Below are 20445 nucleotides of genomic sequence, written 5' to 3'. Positions count from 1 at the left end.
GCATTTTAAGATGGTTCTAATATAATTATTTTGAGCCAAAGACATGAACAAAAATAATGTCATCTGGCAACTTCTATTGGGCTACGTTGCTGCATTGGGTTGTAGTATGAGCTTTGCTCAAATTCAAGGAAACTATTTTTCACATAAGGATTGGGAAATCGCTTGTGATAATACGGGGACTTGTCGCGTTGCAGGTTATCAAGCGGAGGGCAATCAGCCCGCTATTTCTGTGTTATTACAACGTGCCGCGGGCGCTCAAGCGCAAGTCAGCGCACGAGTAAAACTCGATCCTGAAACCTTCAATGCGGCAAATCAACCACTTCAACTTTATATTTTAGGTAAAAATCAGGGAACTGTGCAGCTTGATGCCAAAACTGCGGAAGGTCAGTTAAGTGCAGCTCAAACTCAAAAACTGATTCAAGCCTTACAAGCCAATCAACCGATTGTGTGGAAAGGCAACAACAAAACATGGTTATTGTCCGTACAAGGTGCTAGTGCGGTTTTGCTCCGTATGGATGATTTTCAAAAGCGAATAGGGACAAATTCAGCATTATTACGTAAAGCCAATAGCAGTTCGGTTAATGTACTCAAACCGAAAAGTATTCCGAAAGTGAATATTCAAAATTACAGTAAGGGCTTACAAACACGGTATGCCGTCAATGCGCCCACCGCCAAACAATTATTTGGATTGATAAAGAAGAAAACGACAGTGGAAGATTGTCCTCAACTCTTTGATGCAAATTTTTTAGAGGATGATCGGGTCGTGGTGTTTCCAATCAATGGGAAAAATGCCTTGGTCGAAGTGCCATGTTGGCGTGGGGCATATAATAGTGGTAATGGTTATTGGTTGATGGATCGCAACTTAAAGCAAATCAAACAATCCGTGACCTTTTCTGGAAGTGGTTTTAGCGAAGGGCAAATTTTTTCCAATCAACGTGGGCGAGGCATTGGTGACTGTCATAGTACGGGGGAGTGGTCGTGGAATGGTCAGCGTTTTATCCAAACCTATATGGCAAAAACCACACAGTGCAAAGGATTTGCTGGTGGTGCATGGGAAATTCCAACCTTAGTATATCGCGTTCAACTCGACTCTTAATTTGAAAAAGCCCTGATATTCAGGGCTTTAAATGATGCAGCGTTTTATTCTATCGGGTTTAAATAAATAACCGAGTACTTTAAAAACGTTTTGGAATTTTCTGTCCTCCGACAACTGGTGATTCAGCGATTTTCAACACACCAAATAGCCATGTTTCGGCATGATGAACAGCCGTTTTGAGCTCATCACCTAAGGCTAAACGCCCTGCAATAAAACTCGCCAATGAACAGCCCGAACCATGATATTCCCCATCCAGTCGTGGACAACGGGTTTCAGAGACTAATTCACCCTGAACGTACAACGAGTTTTGGATATAGTCAGGCGTATTTTCATGCCCACCTTTTACTAATACCGCTTGAGCACCCATCGCAAAAAGTTGCGCAGTTGCTTTAGAAATATCCTCTTCACCTGTGAGCGCACGTAATTCTACGGTATTGGGTGTAAGCACAGTGGCAAGTGGAATCAGTTCTGCAAAGGCTTTGACCAAAGTTGCTTGATCGCCCAAAGAACCACCACTATTGGCAACTAAAACGGGGTCGAGAACATAATGATATTCGGGATGTTCACGTAAAAACTCAGCGAGAGCCGCGATATTTTCAGTCGTTCCTAACATTCCTGATTTTACACAGCGAATAGGGAGGTCACCGACGACGGCATGTGCTTGAGCCAGCAATAACTCACGAGAGGTCGCTTCAAACGAATACACTTGTTGTGAGTTTTGAACGGTTAATGCTGTACACGCAATGGCAGCATGTGCGCCACTTTGACCAATGGCTTCAATGTCCGCTTGCAGTCCTGCACCACCTGAAGGGTCAAGACCTGAAAAGCACAGTACAGTAGGGCGCACAATGATGTCCTTATTACACAAAATTTGCGATAGTATAGGCAACTTTGAGCGAACACTCGATAGTATTTTTGCAGAAGTGAATGGATAAGGTACAAGCTGTGATTAAGAATATATTGATCGATCTCGATGGAACATTAACAGATCCAAAAGTTGGCATTACTACTTCAGCACGCTATGGACTGGCGAAAATTGGACATCCCATTTCGGATGAGACCAATATCGATTGGATCATTGGGCCACCTTTGAAAGCCTCTTTGGCCAAAATCCTCAATGTCGATGTGCATAATGTACTTGCAGATCAGGCTTTACTAGGCTATCGCGAGCGCTTTGCAGTGACTGGCTTATTTGAAAATAAAGTCTATCCTGCCGTTGCCGACACTCTAGCAACTTTACAACAGCAAGGCTTTCACTTGTACGTCGCTACAGCAAAGCCGACGGTCTATGCCCGCCAAATTTTAGAACATTTTGATTTGGCACAATATTTTACTGTGATCTATGGCAGTGAACTGAACGGTGAGCGCACCAACAAAGGCGATTTAATTGAATACATTTTGCAGCAAGAACAGTTGGATGCGAAGGAATGTGTGATGGTGGGAGACCGTGAGTACGATATTTTAGGCGCACGCCGTAATGCAGTGCAGAGTATTGCTGTGAGCTATGGTTATGGTAGTGCAGAAGAAATTCAAACGGCTGCACCGGCACTGGTGATTGATCGTTTTAACGATTTGATTTCGAGTATTGAGCAATTGCAGCAGCAGAAAGTGTCGTAGTTGCACCTAATCAAGAGAATGATGCTGATTATTTAAAGATAATCAGCAAAATCAGAAAAATCAGCCCACAGAAAAACCATTTGAGCAAAGGTGACTCATCATTTTTGATGGTTTCTGCTTCGAGTGCGATGCCATGTTTATCGTAGACAAATACAAAATGTGCATTTGCGCTTAGAGCCATTTCTTGAATGGCTTGTAGCTCGAGTGCGCTGACTTCTTCACTTAAGCGTTCTTTTAACTGAATAAAAATAACCGGCTGTCCAAACTCATACCACTTGAAGTGGATCTGTTGTATGAGTTGGTTGAAGCACTGTTCTGCAACATGATAGTTTCGGACAAAACTTCCACGTTCTATAAAAGCCAGAGGGCAGTTTTGTTCAGCTACAATTTGATGATCACGCGTTAAAACTTGCATTTGATCATAATGAATCTGTACCCAAACTGCGTCAGGAAAAGACGCTAATTTTTCTTTTAACATCACTTTTAGGTTTCATTATTATTTTAGTGGATAGCAGTATGTCATTAAAATTTAGAGAAAAATATAGCTGAGATATAAAAAACACATCGATCTATCGAGTTTTTATCTTAAAACGTCTTTCGCAGTTTTGTCACTTTGAATTTTTAACTTCTACAATTGAAATATCTAAATCTTACGTGTGTTTTTAAAGCCATTATCCTTTTTCTAGAAAACTGTTTCTCATCTGATTTATGTAATCGATCTTGTAACTGTTTCAGGCTTTTGAAAAAATTCAGACAGAAAACAATAAAGCTGAATGCTATGTCCAAATCATTTTTATTCCCTAGCCAGTGGCTCAAACCTTTGCACCCACGTGATCCACATGAGCATCATCGTGTCGCGACCTCTTTAGAATTGCTTTTTGACTTGATCTTTGTCGTGGCGATCGCAACAGCAGGGCAGCAACTGCATCATGCCATTGTTGAAAATCATTTAGCTCAGGGTTTAACGCTGTATGGCATGGTGTTTTTTGCCTTGTGGTGGGCGTGGATGAACTTTAGTTGGTTTGCTTCGGCGTATGATAATGATGATGCGCTCTATCGAATCTTAACTTTCGTACAGATCATTGGTTCTTTGGTCATTGCTGCAGGTATTCCAAGCGCTTTTCAAAAGCAGGATTTTGACGTAATTGTGATTGGTTATGCCATTATGCGTCTGGGCTTAGTTACAGCAGTGGTTTCGCGTTGCAAAGCATGATCTGTCCCGTCGGAAAACAGCATTACGCTATGCTTTTGGCATCATACTGGTGCAAGTGGGGTGGCTGTTCTTTCATTTTTCACCGCTGCATTTCACAGTTTATCTTTTCATTTTGCTCGCAATTGCTGAACTGTCTATCCCAGTTTTTGCAGAAGCTGCAAGCCGTACACCTTGGCATGCGCATCATATTGCAGAGCGATATTCACTGCTTACCATTATCGTTTTAGGCGAATCTATTGTCGGATGCTCGATTGCCATAGCCGATGCATTAACAAATCAGCGTTTTAGTACTGAACTGATTTTTCTGATGGTGGGCGGCCTGATGATGATGTTCACCATGTGGTGGTCTTATTTTGATACCAGTATTGCAGAGCGTCTAAATAGCCGAAAAATGGCATTTACTTGGGGTTATGGACATTTCTTTGTCTTTATTAGTATCGCGGCGATTGGTGCAGGTTTAGCTGCCGCAGTCGATGTAGTTTCGCATGAGGCACTGATTAGTTCTGAAAAAGAAAGCTACTTTGTGGCGATCAGCCTCGTGATTTATACAACAAGTTTATATTTACTCCATGAGTTGCATCATCAAAGCGGCTTTAGAAAACTTTTATATCCTTTAACCGTGGTGATTGTTTTGTGTATTCCGTTGTTTATCACTCCCGCAGGTTATGCAATATTTGCGATGGCAGTGGTATATGCATTGAGATTGATGTTTACAAAATGCTATTTGGCAAGATAAGTTAATGATATGATATTCATCAATAATTCGTTATATTGCTGATGAAAATAACGTCCAAGAATCATCAAATAAAGATAAAACATAGAGGATTATATGAAAGGGCAAATACTCGATTTTTCTGTTCAAAATAATACAGGCATCATCAGTGGAGATGATCAGAATCGTTATCAATTTTCTGGAAGCGATTGGAAAGGACAAACTGTTCCTGCTCGTGGACAATTTGTTGATTTTGAGACAAGTGGAATGGGTTACGCAACCGATATTTACTTAGTCGCTGTGCCGAATGCTTTAGGCACGCAATACGGTCAAAAGAGTCGAATTGTTGCTGCACTCTTAGCATTCTTCCTTGGTGGATTTGGTATCCATAAATTCTATTTGGGTCGTATTGGATGGGGGATTGTGTATCTACTATTCTGTTGGACCTTTATTCCATCCATTGTTGCTTTTATTGAATTTATTATTTATCTATGCACTTCAGATGAAGATTTTGCACGTAAATATGGCTAAATTTTTGTGTTAAAAGATAAGGCGCATTGTGCGCCTTATTTTATTGTTGCAGATCTCTAGCGGGTTGACCCCATTGGTTGTTCTCGGCTTTGGTGTCTGTAGCCCACCAGATAATCAGTGGGATGATCCCAATGATTGTGAGCATTAAAAGTTGCCACCAACCTGAACGTCCTGTGTCATGTAGTCGACGTGCGCCAACAGCTAAGCTAGGAATGAGTAAAACGATATTGGTAATATTTTCTAGCCAAGGTTCACTGCCAATAACGAAATCGCAAACAGAGGCGAGTATAGTGACCAATATACAAAATAGCCAAAAGAACCAGAACTCTTTACGTCGAGCACGTCCTTCAAATTCAGCAAACTTTTTCAGTGGTTTGAATGACCACGCGAAAAAGTCATAGTTTTCCTCTTCTTCACTGTAGTTTGTTCGCGTATTCGTGGAAAAACTTTGTTGGCGTAATGCAATGTAGACTTGAATCGCTTGCTCACTTTCATCCAAAGCAAAATCAACCTGTTCTCCACGTGTAGGTGGTCTTTGACCTCGCCATTCATGACCAGCAAATTGATAGTGTTTTCCATCTTCAGCACTAATCACCCCAGTATTAGTTTGAATCGAAAAATCTAGTATTTGTCCTTTCATATTTTTCCTGAGTTGATGTGCTGTTGATAGGGCGGCTATATAAATAGTAGCCACGATTTTTTATTTATTTTGCAGGTTGTCCCCATTGGTTTACTTCAGGTTTGGTTTCCGTTGCAAGCCAAATTAGAACCAGAATTGGTCCAACGAGCGGAATCATTTGTATTAACCAATACCAACCAGATTTATTAATATCATGTAAACGACGTACTGCAACAGAAAGGGACGGAATAACCATTGCTAAGATGAAAATACCTGTGAATATTCCTCTGGTTCTAAGCACTGAATCGACAATCAGAGTAATAATCATTGCGATAAGATAGACCAAAACAAAAAACCAATATTCTTTACGGCGTGCACGTCCAGTAAAGTTGGCATAATTTTTTAGACATTTGACAAACCAATCAATCATGTTGAATTTTGATTCAGCTTGGTCTTGGTTTGAAATTTTATCGAGGTGCTGTGAAATTTGTTGAATAGGATTACTGCTGCCAAGTGCATTGAATACTTGAACCGCTTGACCTTCGGGACTGATATCGAAATCTACATGATCGCCACGTTTAGGTGAGTTTTGGCCACGCCATTCTGCACCTGTAAACTCATAACGGTTTTGATCATCTCCACTGATGATGCCTGAATTGGTTTGTACTGAATAATCTAATATCTGACCTTTCATTCTGTCCTCTTTTATTATGTGATTTTTATTAATTAATGTATTTTTATACCGTTTTATATTAGCAGAATATGAATTAAATTAAATGCATAGATTTGCTTGGGTGAATGAAATTCTTCATAAAAAAAGCGGAACACTTGGTTCCGCTTTTGATATTTCGCTGAAAAATTTATTACCAGCTTAACGCGCCACCAGTTTGGTAATCTGTTACGCGAGTTTCAAAGAAGTTCTTCTCTTTACGTAAGTCCATCATTTCTGACATCCACTGGAATGGGTTATTCACACCAGCAAATTGTTCAGGTAAGCCTAATTGGCTTAAACGACGGTTACAGATGAACTTCAAGTATTCTTCCATCATGCCTGCATTCATACCCAATACACCGCGTGGCATAGTGTCACGAGCATATTCGATTTCAAGCATTGTACCTTCAAGAATCATTTGAATGATTTCTTCTTGGAACTCAGCAGTCCATAGATGAGGGTTCTCGATCTTGATTTGGTTGATCATGTCGATACCAAAGTTCAAGTGCATAGATTCATCACGTAAGATGTATTGGAATTGCTCAGCAACACCATTCATCTTGTTACGACGACCCATAGACAAGATTTGGCTGAAACCACAGTAGAAGAAGATACCTTCAAGTACGCAGTAGAACGCGATCAAGTTGCGAAGCAAGATTTGGTCGTTTTCAGGCGTACCTGTTTTGAACGTAGGATCACTTAAAGATTGTGTATATTTCAGACCCCAAGCTGCTTTACGAGCGACTGAAGGAATCTCACGGTACATGTTGAAGACTTCGCCTTCGTCCATACCTAAAGATTCGATACAGTATTGGTAAGCGTGCGTGTGAATTGCTTCTTCAAATGATTGACGTAAGATGTACTGACGGCATTCAGGGTTTGTGATGTGACGGTAGATTGCAAGAACCAAGTTGTTCGCAACCAATGAATCCGCAGTCGAGAAGAAACCTAAAGAACGCATAACAATGGTACGCTCATCTTCGGTTAAGCCATTTTCAGACTTCCAAAGTGCGATGTCATGGTTCATGTTCACTTCTTGCGGCATCCAATGGTTAGCACAACCGTCTAGATATTTTTGCCAAGCCCATTCGTATTTGAATGGTACAAGTTGGTTTAAGTCAGCGCGGCAGTTGATCATCGCTTTATCGTCAACTTGAACACGCTGAGCACCCATTTCTAGCTCTTCTAAGCCAGGTGCAACGTCTAGATTTTCTAGAGCGTTAGATGCTCTTGCCAACGGATCGGTTGGATCTGTTGGTCGATTTGTACTGGTTCGAGCGGGTTGTGCAGCTGCCAAATTCGGCGATGAGTGCTGTGCATTAGATACCACTTGCGAATCAGTCGTTTTTTGCGGTTCGACGGGCGCAGGCTGGTGAGCTTGTGCAGCTTGTTTCGGTTCATCATCTTCGAAATCGTCCCAACTTAGGATAGACATAACAGTTCTCTCTTCGTTGCTTTATATCTTTTATAGACATCCAGCGTCGCTGAGATGTCCTACTATACGCTCAATTTGTGTAAGCAAAATTAAGTTTTGTCGATCACTGCTCTAAAAGTGTTCGGTAGAGCAAATATCCCCACTACTTATTTTGATTACGCGATTTATATGCCTTGAACCAGAAATAGGCGATCGGGACATAAAAAGTCAAAATAAAGGAAACCACCAAAGCAATAAGCCCTAACTGATAGTTATGTGTCATATGTGGCATGGTGGGTTCCTAATTATTGCTAATCCATTCAAATGAACGGATTAGCTATATTTTGTAAGTAAATTGATAGCTTAAATACCAAGTATGGTATAGCTGTCAAAATACATATATCCCATAGTGTTTTGATTAATTTGAATATTTTAGAGCAAATTAAACTAATACACTTCAACAAAACATGTGCTACATAAGACTCTCTGAATCTCAATGCCCACAGTATTGTTATTGTAAAACTTACAACCGCTTGAAGAGACTTACGTTCTTCAGTGGTTAGATCAATTTTTCTTCCAAAGATATCTTTTCTTTTTTTCATAATCGTTCCTTTCAGAATAATTACGCTATACGCGGCCAACGTTATAGAGATTTTCAGAGAGGCCACGTGAGTAGCCTAATTTCTGATTTCGATACCTTTAGTTAATTATTGACAAGCTTCACAATCAGGGTTGTCAATTGAACATGCCATTGGCACTGGAGCTGCTTGACCAAAACCTTCTTCTTCAGCAGCAACTTCAGCTTTAGGTTCTTCTTTCGCAACAGCAGTTACAGGTGCTGCAACTGTAGCAGGCTTAACCGCGTTCAATGCACCAGTGTTAATGGTTGATTTCTCAGCAGAAGTCGCACCCAATGCACGTAGGTAGTAAGTGGTTTTTAGACCACGTAACCATGCCATTTTGTACGTCATATCAAGTTTCTTACCGTTTGCACCAGAGATGTAAAGGTTAAGAGACTGAGCTTGGTCGATCCATTTTTGACGACGTGATGCAGCATCAACAATCCAACGTGGCTCAACTTCGAACGCAGTCGCGAAGATTGCTTTAAGCTCTTCAGGAATACGTGCAATTTTTTGAACCGAACCTTCGAAGTGTTTCAGGTCGTTGACCATTACAGAATCCCAAAGACCGCGATCTTTTAACGCACGTACTAGGTACGGGTTGATCACTGTGAATTCACCAGAAAGGTTAGATTTCACATACAAGTTTTGGAAAGTTGGTTCGATTGACTGTGATACGCCACAAATGTTCGAAATGGTTGCAGTCGGTGCAATCGCCATCACGTTTGAGTTACGCATACCGTCTTTTTGAACTTTAGTACGTAAAGTATCCCAGTCCAAACGTGTTGTACGGTCAACTTCGAACATACGGTCAGGACGAGCTTTTTGTACGATATCTAAAGAGTCAATTGGCAAGATACCTTGATCCCAAAGTGAACCTTTAAATGTCTCGTAAGTACCACGTTCAAGTGCCAAGTCGCTAGATGTTTGAATTGCGTAGTAAGAAATCACTTCCATCGATTCATCAGCGAACTCAACCGCAGCATCAGAACCATAAGCCAATTTCATTTCATATAAAGCATCTTGGAAGCCCATGATACCCATACCCACTGGACGGTGTTTCAAGTTCGAGTTACGAGCTTGTGGAACAGCGTAGTAGTTGATGTCAATCACGTTGTCGAGCATACGAACAGCAGTTTTAACTGTACGAGCAAGCTTTTCACGATCTAACACACCACCTTGAACGTGTTGTACAAGGTTGATTGAACCTAAGTTACATACTGCGATTTCATCTTCGTTAGTGTTCAGCGTAATTTCTGTACACAAGTTAGAAGAGTGAACTACACCAACGTGTTGTTGTGGTGAACGTAAGTTACATACGTCTTTGAATGTGATCCAAGGGTGACCAGTTTCAAACAACATAGACAACATTTTGCGCCATAAGTCTTTCGCACGGACTTTCTTATGTAGCATGTTGGTTTCTTTCGCAATGCCTTCGTAGTAAGCATAGCGTTCAGCAAATTCTGCACCTGTTAGGTCATGCAAATCAGGTGTTTCAGATGGTGTGAACAGAGTCCATTCAGCATCTTCGAATACACGTTGCATAAACAAGTCAGGAACCCAGTTCGCTGTGTTCATGTCATGGGTACGACGACGGTCATCACCTGTGTTCTTACGAAGTTCTAGGAATTCTTCGATGTCCAGGTGCCAAGTTTCAAGGTATGCACATACTGCACCTTTACGTTTACCACCTTGGTTGACTGCAACAGCAGTATCGTTGGCAACTTTAAGGAACGGTACAACACCTTGTGACTTACCATTTGTACCTTTGATGTACGAGTTAAGCGCACGAACTGGTGTCCAGTCATTACCTAAACCACCCGCCCATTTAGACAACATTGCGTTATCACGCATTGCGCCATAAATGTTGTAAAGGTCATCTGAAATCGTTGTTAAGTAACAGCTAGATAACTGTGGACGTAAAGTACCAGAGTTAAATAGAGTAGGCGTAGACGCCATGTAATCGAAGCTAGACAATAAGTTATAGAATTCGATTGCACGTTCTTCACGGTTTGCTTCGTTCAATGAAAGACCCATTGAAACACGCATGAAGAATAATTGTGGTAATTCGAAACGTACACCATCTGAGTGGATGAAGTAACGGTCAAATAAGGTTTGTAGACCTAAATAAGTAAATTGGTTTGAGCGTTCTGGTTGAATCGCAGCAGCCAATTTTGCCAAGTCAAAGTTAAGTAATTCTGGAGAAAGAAGATCAAGCTCGATACCTTTCTTCAAGAAAGTTTCTAAAGCATCGCCTTCATTCGTGTCAGTATCTAAACCTAAGAACTCTAACCCTGTAGCAACAAGGTCGTTACGCAATAAACGCGCAGTCACATATGTATAGTTTGGTTCTTGTTCGATACGTGTACGAGTAGCCATCATCATGGTCGTTGAGATGTCTGACTCTTTTACGCCGTTATAAAGGTTTTTTACAGTCTCATCGATAATCGCTCGAACATCGATACCTTCTAAACCTTCAGCTGCTTTAACAATATTTGCCTCAAGTGCGCCAAGATCAAGCGGTTTAAGCTGACCGTTTGAACCTGTCACTTGTAAAGTAGGGTGGTGGTGAGCACCAGTTTGTTTACGAGCTTCGGCACGTTGTTCGCGGTAAATCACGTAAGAGCGAGCAACTTTTTGCTCACCTGTACGCATAAGCGCAAGTTCAACCTGATCCTGAATTTCTTCAATATGAATGGTACCGCCAGAAGGTAAGCGACGGTTAAAGGTATTCAATACCATCTCAGTTAATTGAGAGATACGGTCATGAATACGGCTGGAGTCAGCGCTTTGCTGGCCTTCAACGGCCAAGAACGCTTTACCAATCGCCACAGAGATTTTTTCTGCATCAAAAGGTGCAACGTCACCGGTGCGTTTAATCACCTGAATTTGACCAGGGGTTGAATTCGTTACGCTCATGCTAGCATAGCTCCATTTGTCATCTATTTTTATGTTAGGACCGTTTGAACTGGGCAATTTTTATGCCACAGTGTTTGAGGTTTAAACACAAGACCTAGTGGTTTAAAAATTTATTGAACACAAGATACGGGAAAATTCAGGGTATATCAATATTGACATTTTACTAAATGCTTTGAACTTTTCTGGCAGAAATCCATCTCAAAAAATCCCTATTTTTTATCTTTGTTATATATGCCTTATCCGACAAGGGCATAGCATAGCAAAGTCGAAAAAGAGTGCTTATAGATAACATTGTGGATAACTTCAGAAAGCCTAAAAAGTTGTGAATTAATCAGTCAGTTTTTATTCGATGAAAATGTATCCAAATTTATAATTGTTGGTATTGTGAGCAATAGGGCATGGAAATGATTGGTAAATACAGCTGCAAAAATGTAGCAGGTTAAAATTTATTACAAAATACGATATTGATGTATCAGTTTGGTGAATGCCATCTTGTTTACAATGTAAACGTGTGTATATTGCAAACTATGTTTAAGCGTATCTATCGGATTTCAAATAGGATACGCCCAATCAAATAAGGGGCAATCAATGAGCCAAGAAGAAAAGTTACCTAAAATTTTAATTGTTGAAGACGATGAGCGTCTTGCTCGTTTAACTCAAGAATACTTAATCCGTAACGGACTTGAAGTTGGGGTAGAACCAGACGGTAATCGTGCGATTCGCCGTATTATCGCTGAACAACCAGATATGGTATTACTCGACGTGATGCTTCCGGGTGCCGATGGTTTAACCATTTGTCGTGAAGTTCGTCCACACTACCATCAACCAATTTTAATGTTGACTGCACGTACCGAAGACATGGACCAAGTGTTGGGTCTAGAAATGGGTGCAGATGATTATGTTGCAAAACCTGTTCAACCTCGCGTTTTACTTGCGCGTATTCGTGCATTATTACGTCGTACAGACAAAGCACCAGAAGATGAAGTTGCACAGCGCATCGAATTTGATGATCTTGTAATTGATAATGGTGGTCGTTCTGTCACACTCAATAATGAGTTGGTTGACTTTACCAGTGCAGAATATGACCTTTTATGGTTGTTGGCATCTAATGCGGGTCGCATTCTTTCTCGTGAAGATATTTTTGAGCGTCTGCGTGGTATTGAATACGATGGTCAAGACCGTTCAATTGACGTGCGTATCTCGCGAATTCGTCCAAAAATTGGTGATGATCCAGAAAACCCGAAACGCATTAAGACCGTACGTAGTAAAGGTTATTTATTCGTAAAAGAAACCAACGGCATTTAATGTAAAATACCGTCCCTTAGTTTGGCAAAGTAGGACACTTTTACGTGTTTAAACACAGTATATTTTTGCGCGTTTATGCGGGGCTACTGATTTTAGTCTTTTTAGTCGCTACATTTGGCTATTTGCTGGTGCAAATCATAAACTACCAGCGCGCGCAAGAATATCGTGAATCGCTTACTGACGGTTTGGCTTTCATTATAAGTGAAGGTATTGCACGTCAGCCAAATGAACAACAAAAGTCAGATTGGGTGTCAGATGCATCTGATCTACTTGAGTTGCCTATTTATTATGTAAAAGCTAATCAGGTTGATTTAACCCGAGCGGAAACAAAACGTATAGAAGAGCGTAAAGCTGTAGTGCGTTGGGACGCACAAACCACAGCAGCTTATATTATTATTGGTTTAAAAGATGATCCTGCACATCTACTGTATATAAAAGCTGATAATATTTCAGAACGCCAAATGAAGGCGTTGCCTGTCTTTATACTGGATTATTTGGTTTATTACCCAGGTCAAGAAAAACAATATCTTGAAAAAATTCAGCATCATTTTTCATATCCAATTTCAATTCAAAATGTTCAGAGTTTACCTTTAGATTCTGAGCAAATCGGCCGGCTACGTTTAGATCACAGTATTATTTTGTATCGTGACAGTGCGACGGAACGCGGTACAACTATTTCGATCGTATCGCCAATTCCAAGCTCAACTTCAGAAGTCTTGGTTATGGGGCCGGTACCGCTATTCAATTGGATGCCTTTTCAGTTGGCAGCCGGTATTACGCTACTGAGCTTGTTTGTCTTGAGCTTGGGTGTTTATGGTCTATTGGTGCCGATGCAACGTAAGCTGCGTGCTGTAAATTATGCGTTAAATAAAATGAAGGGCGGGGACTTATCTGTACGTCTGCCTGTCGAAAGTACCGATGAATTTGGTACCTTGGCATCGAGCTATAACTCAATGTCAGATCATATTGAACGTTTAATTGAAGCACAGCGTGAGTTGATGCGCGCGGTATCGCATGAGCTGCGAACACCTGTGGCGCGGATTCGCTTTGGTGTAGAAATGATGGCGGATGAAGATGACTATGACTACCGTCAGCAGCAAGTTGAACAAATCGACAAAGATATCGAAGCCCTCAATACCTTAATTGATGAAATCATGACTTATGCCAAGCTCGAACAAGGCATGCCATCTTTAGAGTTTGAAGATGTCAGCTTGTTTGAAGTTTTAGATCAGGTCTTGATTGAAACCGAAGCCTTAAAGACTGGGAAAACTTTGGAATTGCAAGCACCACCAATTGGAGTGATTGTGGAAACCGAGCGTCGCTATTTACATCGCGTTGTACAAAACTTAGTGGGCAACGCAGTGCGTTATTGTGATGATAAAGTGCTGATCAGTGGTGGTGTGAATGATGAAGGCATGGCCTATATCTGTGTTGAAGATGATGGCCCTGGTATTCCGGAAGAGGATCGTAAGCGTATTTTTGATGCCTTTGCACGCTTAGATGATAGTCGTACCCGTGCTTCAGGGGGCTATGGTTTAGGTTTATCGATTGTCAGCCGTATTGCTTACTGGTTTGGTGGAACAGTTGGTATTGATGAAAGTCCAACTTTAGGTGGGGCGCGTTTTACCATGACATGGCCTGCGACACGTTTTAAGAAAAATAAACCGAAGCTAGATGGTAAAGAGCTTAGTGCCAATGACAGCTAAGCGAGCTAAGAAATCTAGCTCAGCTGCATTTAGCGAATTGATACATATAAAAAAGCCATTCAATTTGAATGGCTTTTTTATATCAGGTTTTTACTTATTCGGTAATCGTTGCATCAGGTTCAATAATGGGTTTGCCATTTTTCAGAGCAGAAAGGGCATCTGTATTGAAATCGATGAGTAAAGAGTTGTTTTTTGCATCGATAGAATAATTGCTAATGAGTTTTTGGTCGCCGTTTAGGGTTTCAAGTTTATATTCATCTGCAATATTCATAATCCCGTTAAGGTTGGTGGTTGCAGAAGCTAAATCTTGACGTAATAACTCATAGATATCACGTAAATCAAAAATGGCATTTTGAGCATCAGGATGCTTATCTAAGTAGTTTTTAATATGGTGAATCACCAATTGCGCAGATAGAAAATAATCAGGTTTATGCGTAAATTCTAAAGTCATTATTGTCTCTCCGTTGTGATTGCTTTTTGTGTTTTAACTACAAATATCACACTCTTTATAGGTCGTGTCAAAGAATTGCAAAAAAGCCACAAGAAGCTAAAAAAATGTCTTTTTACATAGAGCCAATACAGCTGGCTTTTCATTTGAAGAAAAGATCAAAAGCAAAAGAAGTGAATAAACAAACAACAAAGTTGAGGTGGGGGAGTATTTATTTAATAAATGACACAGTTGATAAAAATACGCCAATTTGAACGTGTATGCTGAGAAATGAAGGGTTTGTTGATGAAACTGAACAGTCATAATTTTCTGATAAAATCACATAAATGTAATAATTAATAAAAAAATGCAATCTAATCTAATTAAGCGATTAATCCTAATTTTAAGGGAGTAAACCCAATTTAAATGCTGAAATGATTAAAAAATCATCCTAAAGACGAATACCGATAAGCTAGCAAGAAGCCTCCTCAATCAGGTACAATTGGCGGGATTAATTTTGTGTTTGGTGTATTTGAAGGCCAATACATACATTCTTTGTTAATAAATAGGCCTGCCAGGAGTTATCCCCGCATGAGTGCCATTACTCCATACGATTGGGCAATTATTGCCTTCGTGATCGGCGTTACATTCCTTTGCGTCTTTATGCTGACCGTCCCTTTACTCCTTGGGGGTAAATCATGGGGTCGTGCTAAGCAAGAGCAGTTTGAGTCAGGTGTAGTAGGTGCTGGTGGTGCACGTATTCGCTTGTCTGCGAAATTCTATTTAGTTGCAATTTTCTTCGTCGTGTTTGATATCGAAGCACTTTATCTATATGCATGGTCTACTTCTGTTCGTGAAGCAGGCTGGTTTGGTTTTACTACCGTGGTTATTTTTGTGGTCGATTTATTGATTGCTTTAATTTACGCGGTAAAAGTAGGTGCATTAGATTGGGCGCCTTCTGATAAGCGTAAAGCTGCAGGTAAAGCGTTGAAAATTGGTTCACCAAATATGGACATCGCAGAAATCACACGCTTTAACTCTATTGAAGAGTTGGTTATGGACCCTACAGGTCAAATTCCAGCGCAATCATCTGGTCGTGTGAAATCTAAGTCACCGACTGCATCATCTGACAAGGAGTAAGACGGGATGAAATATACATTAACCCGTGCGAATCCGGATGCTGATCAATATCCACTTCAAGAGCGTCAAATCGTTACCGATCCGCTTGAAGAAGAAGTGAATAAAAATGTGTTCATGACTCGTTTAGAGGATGTTGCACATACAGCAGTAAACTGGGGTCGTAAAAACTCAGTTTGGCCGTTTAACTTTGGTACATCTTGCTGCTACGTAGAGTATGCAACGACTTTAACAGGCGTGCATGACTTGTCACGTTTCGGTGCCGAGGTTATTCGTGCTTCACCACGTCAGGCTGACTTGATGATTGTTGCAGGTACATGCTTCATGAAAATGGCGCCTGTAATTCAACGTTTGTACGAGCAAATGCTTGAGCCTAAATGGGTAATCTCAATGGGCGCATGTGCAAACTCTGGTGGTATGTACGACATTTATTCAGTTGTACAAGGTGTGGATAAAATCATCCCTGTCGATGTGTATATCCCGGGTTGCCCACCACGTCCTGAAGCTTTAATTCAGGCATTGATGTTATTGCAAGACCAGATTCAACTTGAGCGCCGTCCTTTATCGGCCGTGATTGGTGATGATCTTAAGCCAGTGTATAAGCCAAAGATGATGCCAGAACGTGACCGTAAGAACGCACAGCGTATTGCAGTGAAAAACTTACGCTCAATGGATGAAATTAAATAATCACTGCGACGAAATATTGATACACCCGGACTGGGTGTAATTGTCGTTTTGATTGACTGAATTTGTATTAAATAGGAAGCCAAGCCAATGGCTGAAACTGACATTGCTATGCCAGAATCAACTCCAGTTGATTCCCGCCCTGCATTTGCAATTGTAGAAGAGCTCAAAACCAAATTTGGTGAGAACTTCTACGTGCAAACGACTTTTGAAGACTTTCCAACAGTCTGGGTTGAGCGCGCACGTGTACAAGAAGTTTTAATGTTCTTGCGTACGGTGTCACGTCCATACGTGATGCTGTTTGACTTGTCTGCGGTTGATGAGCGTTTACGTACACACCGCGATGGTCTGCCTGCATCTGACTTCACTGTGTTCTATCACTTGTTATCGTTAGAGCGTAACAGTGATATTCGTATCAAGGTTGCATTAGCTGAGAATGATGTAAACATTCCAACGGCAACGAATATTTGGCCTAATGCCAACTGGTACGAACGTGAAGCTTACGACATGTTCGGTATCAACTTCGAAGGGCATCCAATGCTCCGTCGTATCTTGTTGCCAACATATTGGGAAGGTCACCCGTTACGTAAAGAATATTCTGCGCGTGCGACTGAATACACGCCTTATCGCCAAAACCAAGCGAAACAGGATTACGAACAAGAACATCTTCGTTTCGTACCTGAAGATTGGGGTATGAAGCGTGGGAACGATGATGAAGACTTCATGTTCCTAAACTTGGGTCCTAACCATCCATCTGCGCACGGTGCCTTCCGTGTGATCTTGCAGTTGGACGGTGAAGAAGTGAAAGACTGTGTACCTGACATTGGCTATCACCACCGTGGTGTGGAAAAAATGGCTGAGCGTCAAACATGGCACTCATTCATTCCGTATACAGACCGTGTTGACTACTTAGGTGGTTGTGCGCAAAACATGCCTTACGTTCTTGGCGTAGAGCAAATGGCAGGGATTACGGTTCCTGATCGTGCACAATGTATCCGTGTCATGATGTCTGAATTGTTCCGTATCAATAACCACTTATTGTTCATTGGTACTGCGATTCAGGATGCCGGCGGTATGACCCCAGTATTCTATATGTTCGCTGACCGTCAAAAAATCTATGACGCGATCGAAGCGATCACGGGTTACCGTATGCACCCAGCATGGTTCCGTATCGGTGGTACAGCGCACGACTTGCCAAACAACTGGCAGCACCTCATTCGCGAAATCCTAGATTGGATGCCGAAGCGTATGAACGAGTACTACACTGCGGCACTGAAAAACTCAGTGTTTATCGGTCGTACCCGTAATGTTGCTCAGTATGATGCAAAATCAGCATTGGCTTGGGGTGTAACAGGTACAGGTCTACGTGCTACAGGTATTGATTTCGACGTTCGTAAATACCGTCCTTATAGCGGCTACGAAAACTACGACTTCGATGTGCCTTTAGAGTACGAAGGCGATGCTTATGCACGTGTTCTTGTTCACTTCCGTGAAATTGAAGAATCACTGAAAATCATCAAACAATGTTTAGACAACATGCCTTCTGGTGCATACAAAGCAGACCATCCATTGGCTGTTCCACCACCAAAAGATAAAACTTTACAAGACATCGAAACATTGATTACGCACTTCTTGAGCGTGTCATGGGGTCCTGTAATGCCAGCAGGCGAAAGCTCTGTAATGGCGGAAGTGGTAAAAGGTGCGTCGAACTACTACTTGACTTCAGACAAGTCAACGATGAGTTACCGTACACGTATCCGTACACCAACCTTCACGCACTTACAGCAAATGCCTTCTGTGATTAACGGCAGCTTAATGTCTGACTTAATCATTTATTTAGCGACAATTGACGTCGTAATGGCTGACGTGGATCGCTAAGGGGTAATCGCATTATGATGATTTTGACTGACAAAAAACCACGTGTGAACGTTGAAGGGATTTTAACTGCGGAAGAAATCCACGATATCGAACATCACATTGGTCACTATCCGTACCCACGCGCAGCATGTCTTGATGCGCTGAAGTGTGTACAACGCCGTAATGGCTGGGTAGATGATGCACAGATGAATGCTATTGCTCAATTGCTTAGCATGAGCCTTGCAGACTTAGAAGGTGTTGCTACTTTCTATAACCGTATTTACCGTCAACCAGTTGGTCGCCACGTAATTTTATTATGTGACTCGATTGCTTGTTTCTTGATGGGTGCAGAAACACTGGCAGAAGCATTCCAGCGTGAATTAGGCATTTCATTTGGTCAAACGACTGCAGATGGTCGCTTTACTTTATTGCCAATTTGCTGCCTAGGTAACTGTGACAAAGGTCCGACGTTAATGATTGACGAAGACACTCACGGTTTAGTTGAAGTGACTTCAATTAAACAGTTATTGGAGAAGTATGTATGAATACTGAACCAAAACCAATTTATGGCGACGGTAACCCAGAAACTCACCCATTAACTTGGCGTTTGAGCAAACAGGAACACGTTCGCAGTGCAGATGATTACGAAGCACTTGAAGGTTATGCCGGCTTTAAGAAAGCTGTTGGCATGCAACCGAAAGAAGTGCTTGAAGTGATCAAAGCTGCGACTGTAAAAGGTCGTGGTGGTGCGGGCTTCCCAGCAGGGATCAAATGGTCGCTTATGGCACCAAATGATAACTCAGGTCCTCGTTACCTCATCTGTAATGCCGATGAAATGGAACCAGGTACCTTTAAAGACCGTCTGTTGATGGAAAAACTTCCTCATCAGTTGATTGAAGGTATGTTGATTGCTGCTTATACATTAGAAGCAACACAAGGTTATATCTTCATCCGTGGTGAATACATTGAAGCGGCTCAATACTTAAATGAAGCATTGGACCAAATTCGTGCCAAAGGCTACTTGGGTGAAAACATCCTAGGTACAGGTTGGAACTTTGAGTTACACGTGCATACCGGTGCGGGTCGTTATATCTGTGGTGAAGAAACTGCATTGATTAACTCGCTTGAAGGTCGCCGTGCGAACCCTCGTACTAAACCGCCATTCCCACAAGTTGCAGGTGCTTGGGGTCGTCCTACGATTGTTAACAACGTAGAGACTTACAACAACTTACCCGCAATTATGCTTCGTGGCCCTGAATGGTATATCGGTTTATCAGAAGGTAAGTCGAAAGATCCAGGTACTAAAATCTACGGTGCATCAGGTAAGGTGACTTTCCCAGGTCTTTGGGAACTTCCATTTGGTACAACTGCGCGTGAAGTGATTGAAGATCATGCTGGTGGTATGCGTGATGGTTTAAAACTCAAAGCATGGTTACCGGGTGGTGCTTCTACAGACTTCCTTGCTGCTGAACACATTGACCTTCCTATGGATGCTGAAAGCATCATGAAAGCAGGTTCACGTTTAGGTACGTGTTTGCTCATGGTGGTTGATGAAACTCAGTGTATGGTTTCAGCAACCCGTAACCTAGAAGAATTCTTTGCGCGTGAATCATGTGGTTGGTGTACACCATGCCGTGATGGTTTACCTTGGGCGGTTAAAGCGCTTAAAGCCTTGGAAGATGGCACAGGTAAGAAAGAAGATATCGATCACTTACAAGAACTTACTCGTAAGCTTTGGATTGGTAAAACTTTCTGTGCGCATGCTCCAGGTGCGATGGAACCGTTAATGGGCGCACTCAAACATTTCCGTGGCGAGTTTGAAGCTAAAGTCGTAAATGCGGCAGCTCAAACTAGCAACGTAGAACAAGCTTAAGGA

Annotated in this window: 17 protein-coding genes and 1 pseudogene; 11 read left to right on the top strand and 7 right to left on the bottom strand. The window is 41.6% G+C overall.

The genetic code is table 11. The features are described 5' to 3' along the window. Nucleotides 1-43 precede the first annotated feature (43 nt). Complete coding sequence (locus tag FTT94_RS03285) at nucleotides 44-1096, top strand: DUF1176 domain-containing protein (RefSeq protein ID WP_180064019.1); 1053 nt, start codon at nucleotides 44-46, stop codon at nucleotides 1094-1096. A 79-nt stretch (nucleotides 1097-1175) separates the two neighbouring features. Here FTT94_RS03285 and FTT94_RS03280 read toward each other — a convergent pair whose 3' ends face one another. Continuing rightward, nucleotides 1176-1943, bottom strand: coding sequence for a hydroxymethylpyrimidine/phosphomethylpyrimidine kinase (locus FTT94_RS03280; RefSeq protein ID WP_078191115.1), 768 nt, complete (start codon nucleotides 1941-1943; stop codon nucleotides 1176-1178). 98 nt (nucleotides 1944-2041) lie between these two features. Between FTT94_RS03280 and FTT94_RS03275 the strand changes: the two genes are divergently transcribed. Then, complete coding sequence (locus tag FTT94_RS03275) at nucleotides 2042-2713, top strand: HAD-IA family hydrolase (protein WP_180041527.1); 672 nt, start codon at nucleotides 2042-2044, stop codon at nucleotides 2711-2713. 28 nt (nucleotides 2714-2741) lie between these two features. Here the strand turns inward: FTT94_RS03275 and FTT94_RS03270 are convergent, their stop codons facing one another. Then, nucleotides 2742-3194 (bottom strand): hypothetical protein, encoded by a 453-nt coding sequence (locus FTT94_RS03270; RefSeq protein ID WP_180021346.1) that lies wholly within the window; start codon nucleotides 3192-3194, stop codon nucleotides 2742-2744. Nucleotides 3195-3491: 297 nt separating this feature from the next. Between FTT94_RS03270 and FTT94_RS03265 the strand changes: the two are divergent. Beyond that, nucleotides 3492-4662: pseudogene (locus tag FTT94_RS03265) on the top strand (low temperature requirement protein A). A 93-nt stretch (nucleotides 4663-4755) separates the two neighbouring features. Next, complete coding sequence (locus FTT94_RS16595) at nucleotides 4756-5169, top strand: TM2 domain-containing protein (protein ID WP_228144741.1); 414 nt, start codon at nucleotides 4756-4758, stop codon at nucleotides 5167-5169. A 40-nt stretch (nucleotides 5170-5209) separates the two neighbouring features. Here FTT94_RS16595 and FTT94_RS03255 read toward each other — a convergent pair whose 3' ends face one another. The 4 genes from FTT94_RS03255 to FTT94_RS03240 form a co-directional block, all read right to left on the bottom strand. Then, the gene (locus FTT94_RS03255; RefSeq protein WP_180170220.1) at nucleotides 5210-5809 is read right to left on the bottom strand and encodes a DUF805 domain-containing protein; all 600 of its coding nucleotides are present in this window, start codon (nucleotides 5807-5809) and stop codon (nucleotides 5210-5212) included. Between the two features lie 64 nt (nucleotides 5810-5873). Further along, nucleotides 5874-6482, bottom strand: coding sequence for a DUF805 domain-containing protein (locus tag FTT94_RS03250; protein WP_180004739.1), 609 nt, complete (start codon nucleotides 6480-6482; stop codon nucleotides 5874-5876). Nucleotides 6483-6651: 169 nt separating this feature from the next. After that, nucleotides 6652-7935: a ribonucleotide-diphosphate reductase subunit beta gene (locus FTT94_RS03245; protein WP_078191110.1), complete on the bottom strand. Its 1284-nt coding sequence runs from the start codon at nucleotides 7933-7935 to the stop codon at nucleotides 6652-6654. Between the two features lie 686 nt (nucleotides 7936-8621). Beyond that, complete coding sequence (locus FTT94_RS03240; protein WP_168378562.1) at nucleotides 8622-11453, bottom strand: ribonucleoside-diphosphate reductase subunit alpha; 2832 nt, start codon at nucleotides 11451-11453, stop codon at nucleotides 8622-8624. A gap of 588 nt (nucleotides 11454-12041) precedes the next feature. Between FTT94_RS03240 and bfmR the strand changes: the two genes are divergently transcribed. Beyond that, the gene (gene bfmR, locus FTT94_RS03235; protein ID WP_067764711.1) at nucleotides 12042-12758 is read left to right on the top strand and encodes a response regulator transcription factor BfmR; all 717 of its coding nucleotides are present in this window, start codon (nucleotides 12042-12044) and stop codon (nucleotides 12756-12758) included. A 44-nt stretch (nucleotides 12759-12802) separates the two neighbouring features. Continuing rightward, nucleotides 12803-14464, top strand: a complete 1662-nt coding sequence (bfmS, locus tag FTT94_RS03230; RefSeq protein WP_180159911.1) for a sensor histidine kinase BfmS — start codon at nucleotides 12803-12805, stop codon at nucleotides 14462-14464. Nucleotides 14465-14558: 94 nt separating this feature from the next. Here the strand turns inward: bfmS and FTT94_RS03225 are convergent, their stop codons facing one another. After that, the gene (locus tag FTT94_RS03225; protein ID WP_078191107.1) at nucleotides 14559-14915 is read right to left on the bottom strand and encodes a hypothetical protein; all 357 of its coding nucleotides are present in this window, start codon (nucleotides 14913-14915) and stop codon (nucleotides 14559-14561) included. Nucleotides 14916-15482: 567 nt separating this feature from the next. On the opposite strand from FTT94_RS03225, the gene ndhC reads away from it, so the two are divergent. The 5 genes from ndhC to nuoF all read left to right on the top strand — a co-directional run bounded on the left by ndhC (nucleotide 15483) and on the right by nuoF (nucleotide 20442). Next, nucleotides 15483-16031: an NADH-quinone oxidoreductase subunit A gene (gene ndhC / locus FTT94_RS03220; RefSeq protein WP_078191106.1), complete on the top strand. Its 549-nt coding sequence runs from the start codon at nucleotides 15483-15485 to the stop codon at nucleotides 16029-16031. Nucleotides 16032-16037: 6 nt separating this feature from the next. Next, nucleotides 16038-16715, top strand: a complete 678-nt coding sequence (locus FTT94_RS03215) for an NADH-quinone oxidoreductase subunit B family protein (protein WP_078191105.1) — start codon at nucleotides 16038-16040, stop codon at nucleotides 16713-16715. An 87-nt stretch (nucleotides 16716-16802) separates the two neighbouring features. Then, complete coding sequence (nuoC, locus tag FTT94_RS03210) at nucleotides 16803-18590, top strand: NADH-quinone oxidoreductase subunit C/D (protein WP_078191104.1); 1788 nt, start codon at nucleotides 16803-16805, stop codon at nucleotides 18588-18590. A gap of 14 nt (nucleotides 18591-18604) precedes the next feature. Further along, nucleotides 18605-19114, top strand: coding sequence for an NADH-quinone oxidoreductase subunit NuoE (gene nuoE, locus FTT94_RS03205; RefSeq protein WP_078191103.1), 510 nt, complete (start codon nucleotides 18605-18607; stop codon nucleotides 19112-19114). Further along, nucleotides 19111-20442 (top strand): NADH-quinone oxidoreductase subunit NuoF, encoded by a 1332-nt coding sequence (gene nuoF, locus FTT94_RS03200; RefSeq protein WP_168378564.1) that lies wholly within the window; start codon nucleotides 19111-19113, stop codon nucleotides 20440-20442. Before nuoE ends, nuoF begins: the two co-directional genes overlap by 4 nt. Nucleotides 20443-20445: the final 3 nt, after the last annotated feature.

The sequence above is a fragment of the Acinetobacter sp. YH12027 genome (assembly GCF_013420085.1).
Lineage (GTDB): Bacteria > Pseudomonadota > Gammaproteobacteria > Pseudomonadales > Moraxellaceae > Acinetobacter > Acinetobacter amyesii.
Note: the sequence above shows the minus strand (reverse complement) of the source record. Positions and strands in the feature narration are given on the sequence as shown.

Coding starts and splice junctions, on each gene's coding strand:
- FTT94_RS03285 (WP_180064019.1), top strand. CDS start 44: ATGAACAAAAATAATGTCATCTGGCAACTTCTATTGGGCTACGTTGCT.
- FTT94_RS16595 (WP_228144741.1), top strand. CDS start 4,756: ATGAAAGGGCAAATACTCGATTTTTCTGTTCAAAATAATACAGGCATC.
- FTT94_RS03255 (WP_180170220.1), bottom strand. CDS start 5,809: ATGAAAGGACAAATACTAGATTTTTCGATTCAAACTAATACTGGGGTG.
- FTT94_RS03250 (WP_180004739.1), bottom strand. CDS start 6,482: ATGAAAGGTCAGATATTAGATTATTCAGTACAAACCAATTCAGGCATC.
- FTT94_RS03245 (WP_078191110.1), bottom strand. CDS start 7,935: ATGTCTATCCTAAGTTGGGACGATTTCGAAGATGATGAACCGAAACAA.
- FTT94_RS03240 (WP_168378562.1), bottom strand. CDS start 11,453: ATGAGCGTAACGAATTCAACCCCTGGTCAAATTCAGGTGATTAAACGC.
- bfmR (WP_067764711.1), top strand. CDS start 12,042: ATGAGCCAAGAAGAAAAGTTACCTAAAATTTTAATTGTTGAAGACGAT.
- FTT94_RS03225 (WP_078191107.1), bottom strand. CDS start 14,915: ATGACTTTAGAATTTACGCATAAACCTGATTATTTTCTATCTGCGCAA.
- ndhC (WP_078191106.1), top strand. CDS start 15,483: ATGAGTGCCATTACTCCATACGATTGGGCAATTATTGCCTTCGTGATC.
- FTT94_RS03215 (WP_078191105.1), top strand. CDS start 16,038: ATGAAATATACATTAACCCGTGCGAATCCGGATGCTGATCAATATCCA.
- nuoC (WP_078191104.1), top strand. CDS start 16,803: ATGGCTGAAACTGACATTGCTATGCCAGAATCAACTCCAGTTGATTCC.
- nuoE (WP_078191103.1), top strand. CDS start 18,605: ATGATGATTTTGACTGACAAAAAACCACGTGTGAACGTTGAAGGGATT.
- nuoF (WP_168378564.1), top strand. CDS start 19,111: ATGAATACTGAACCAAAACCAATTTATGGCGACGGTAACCCAGAAACT.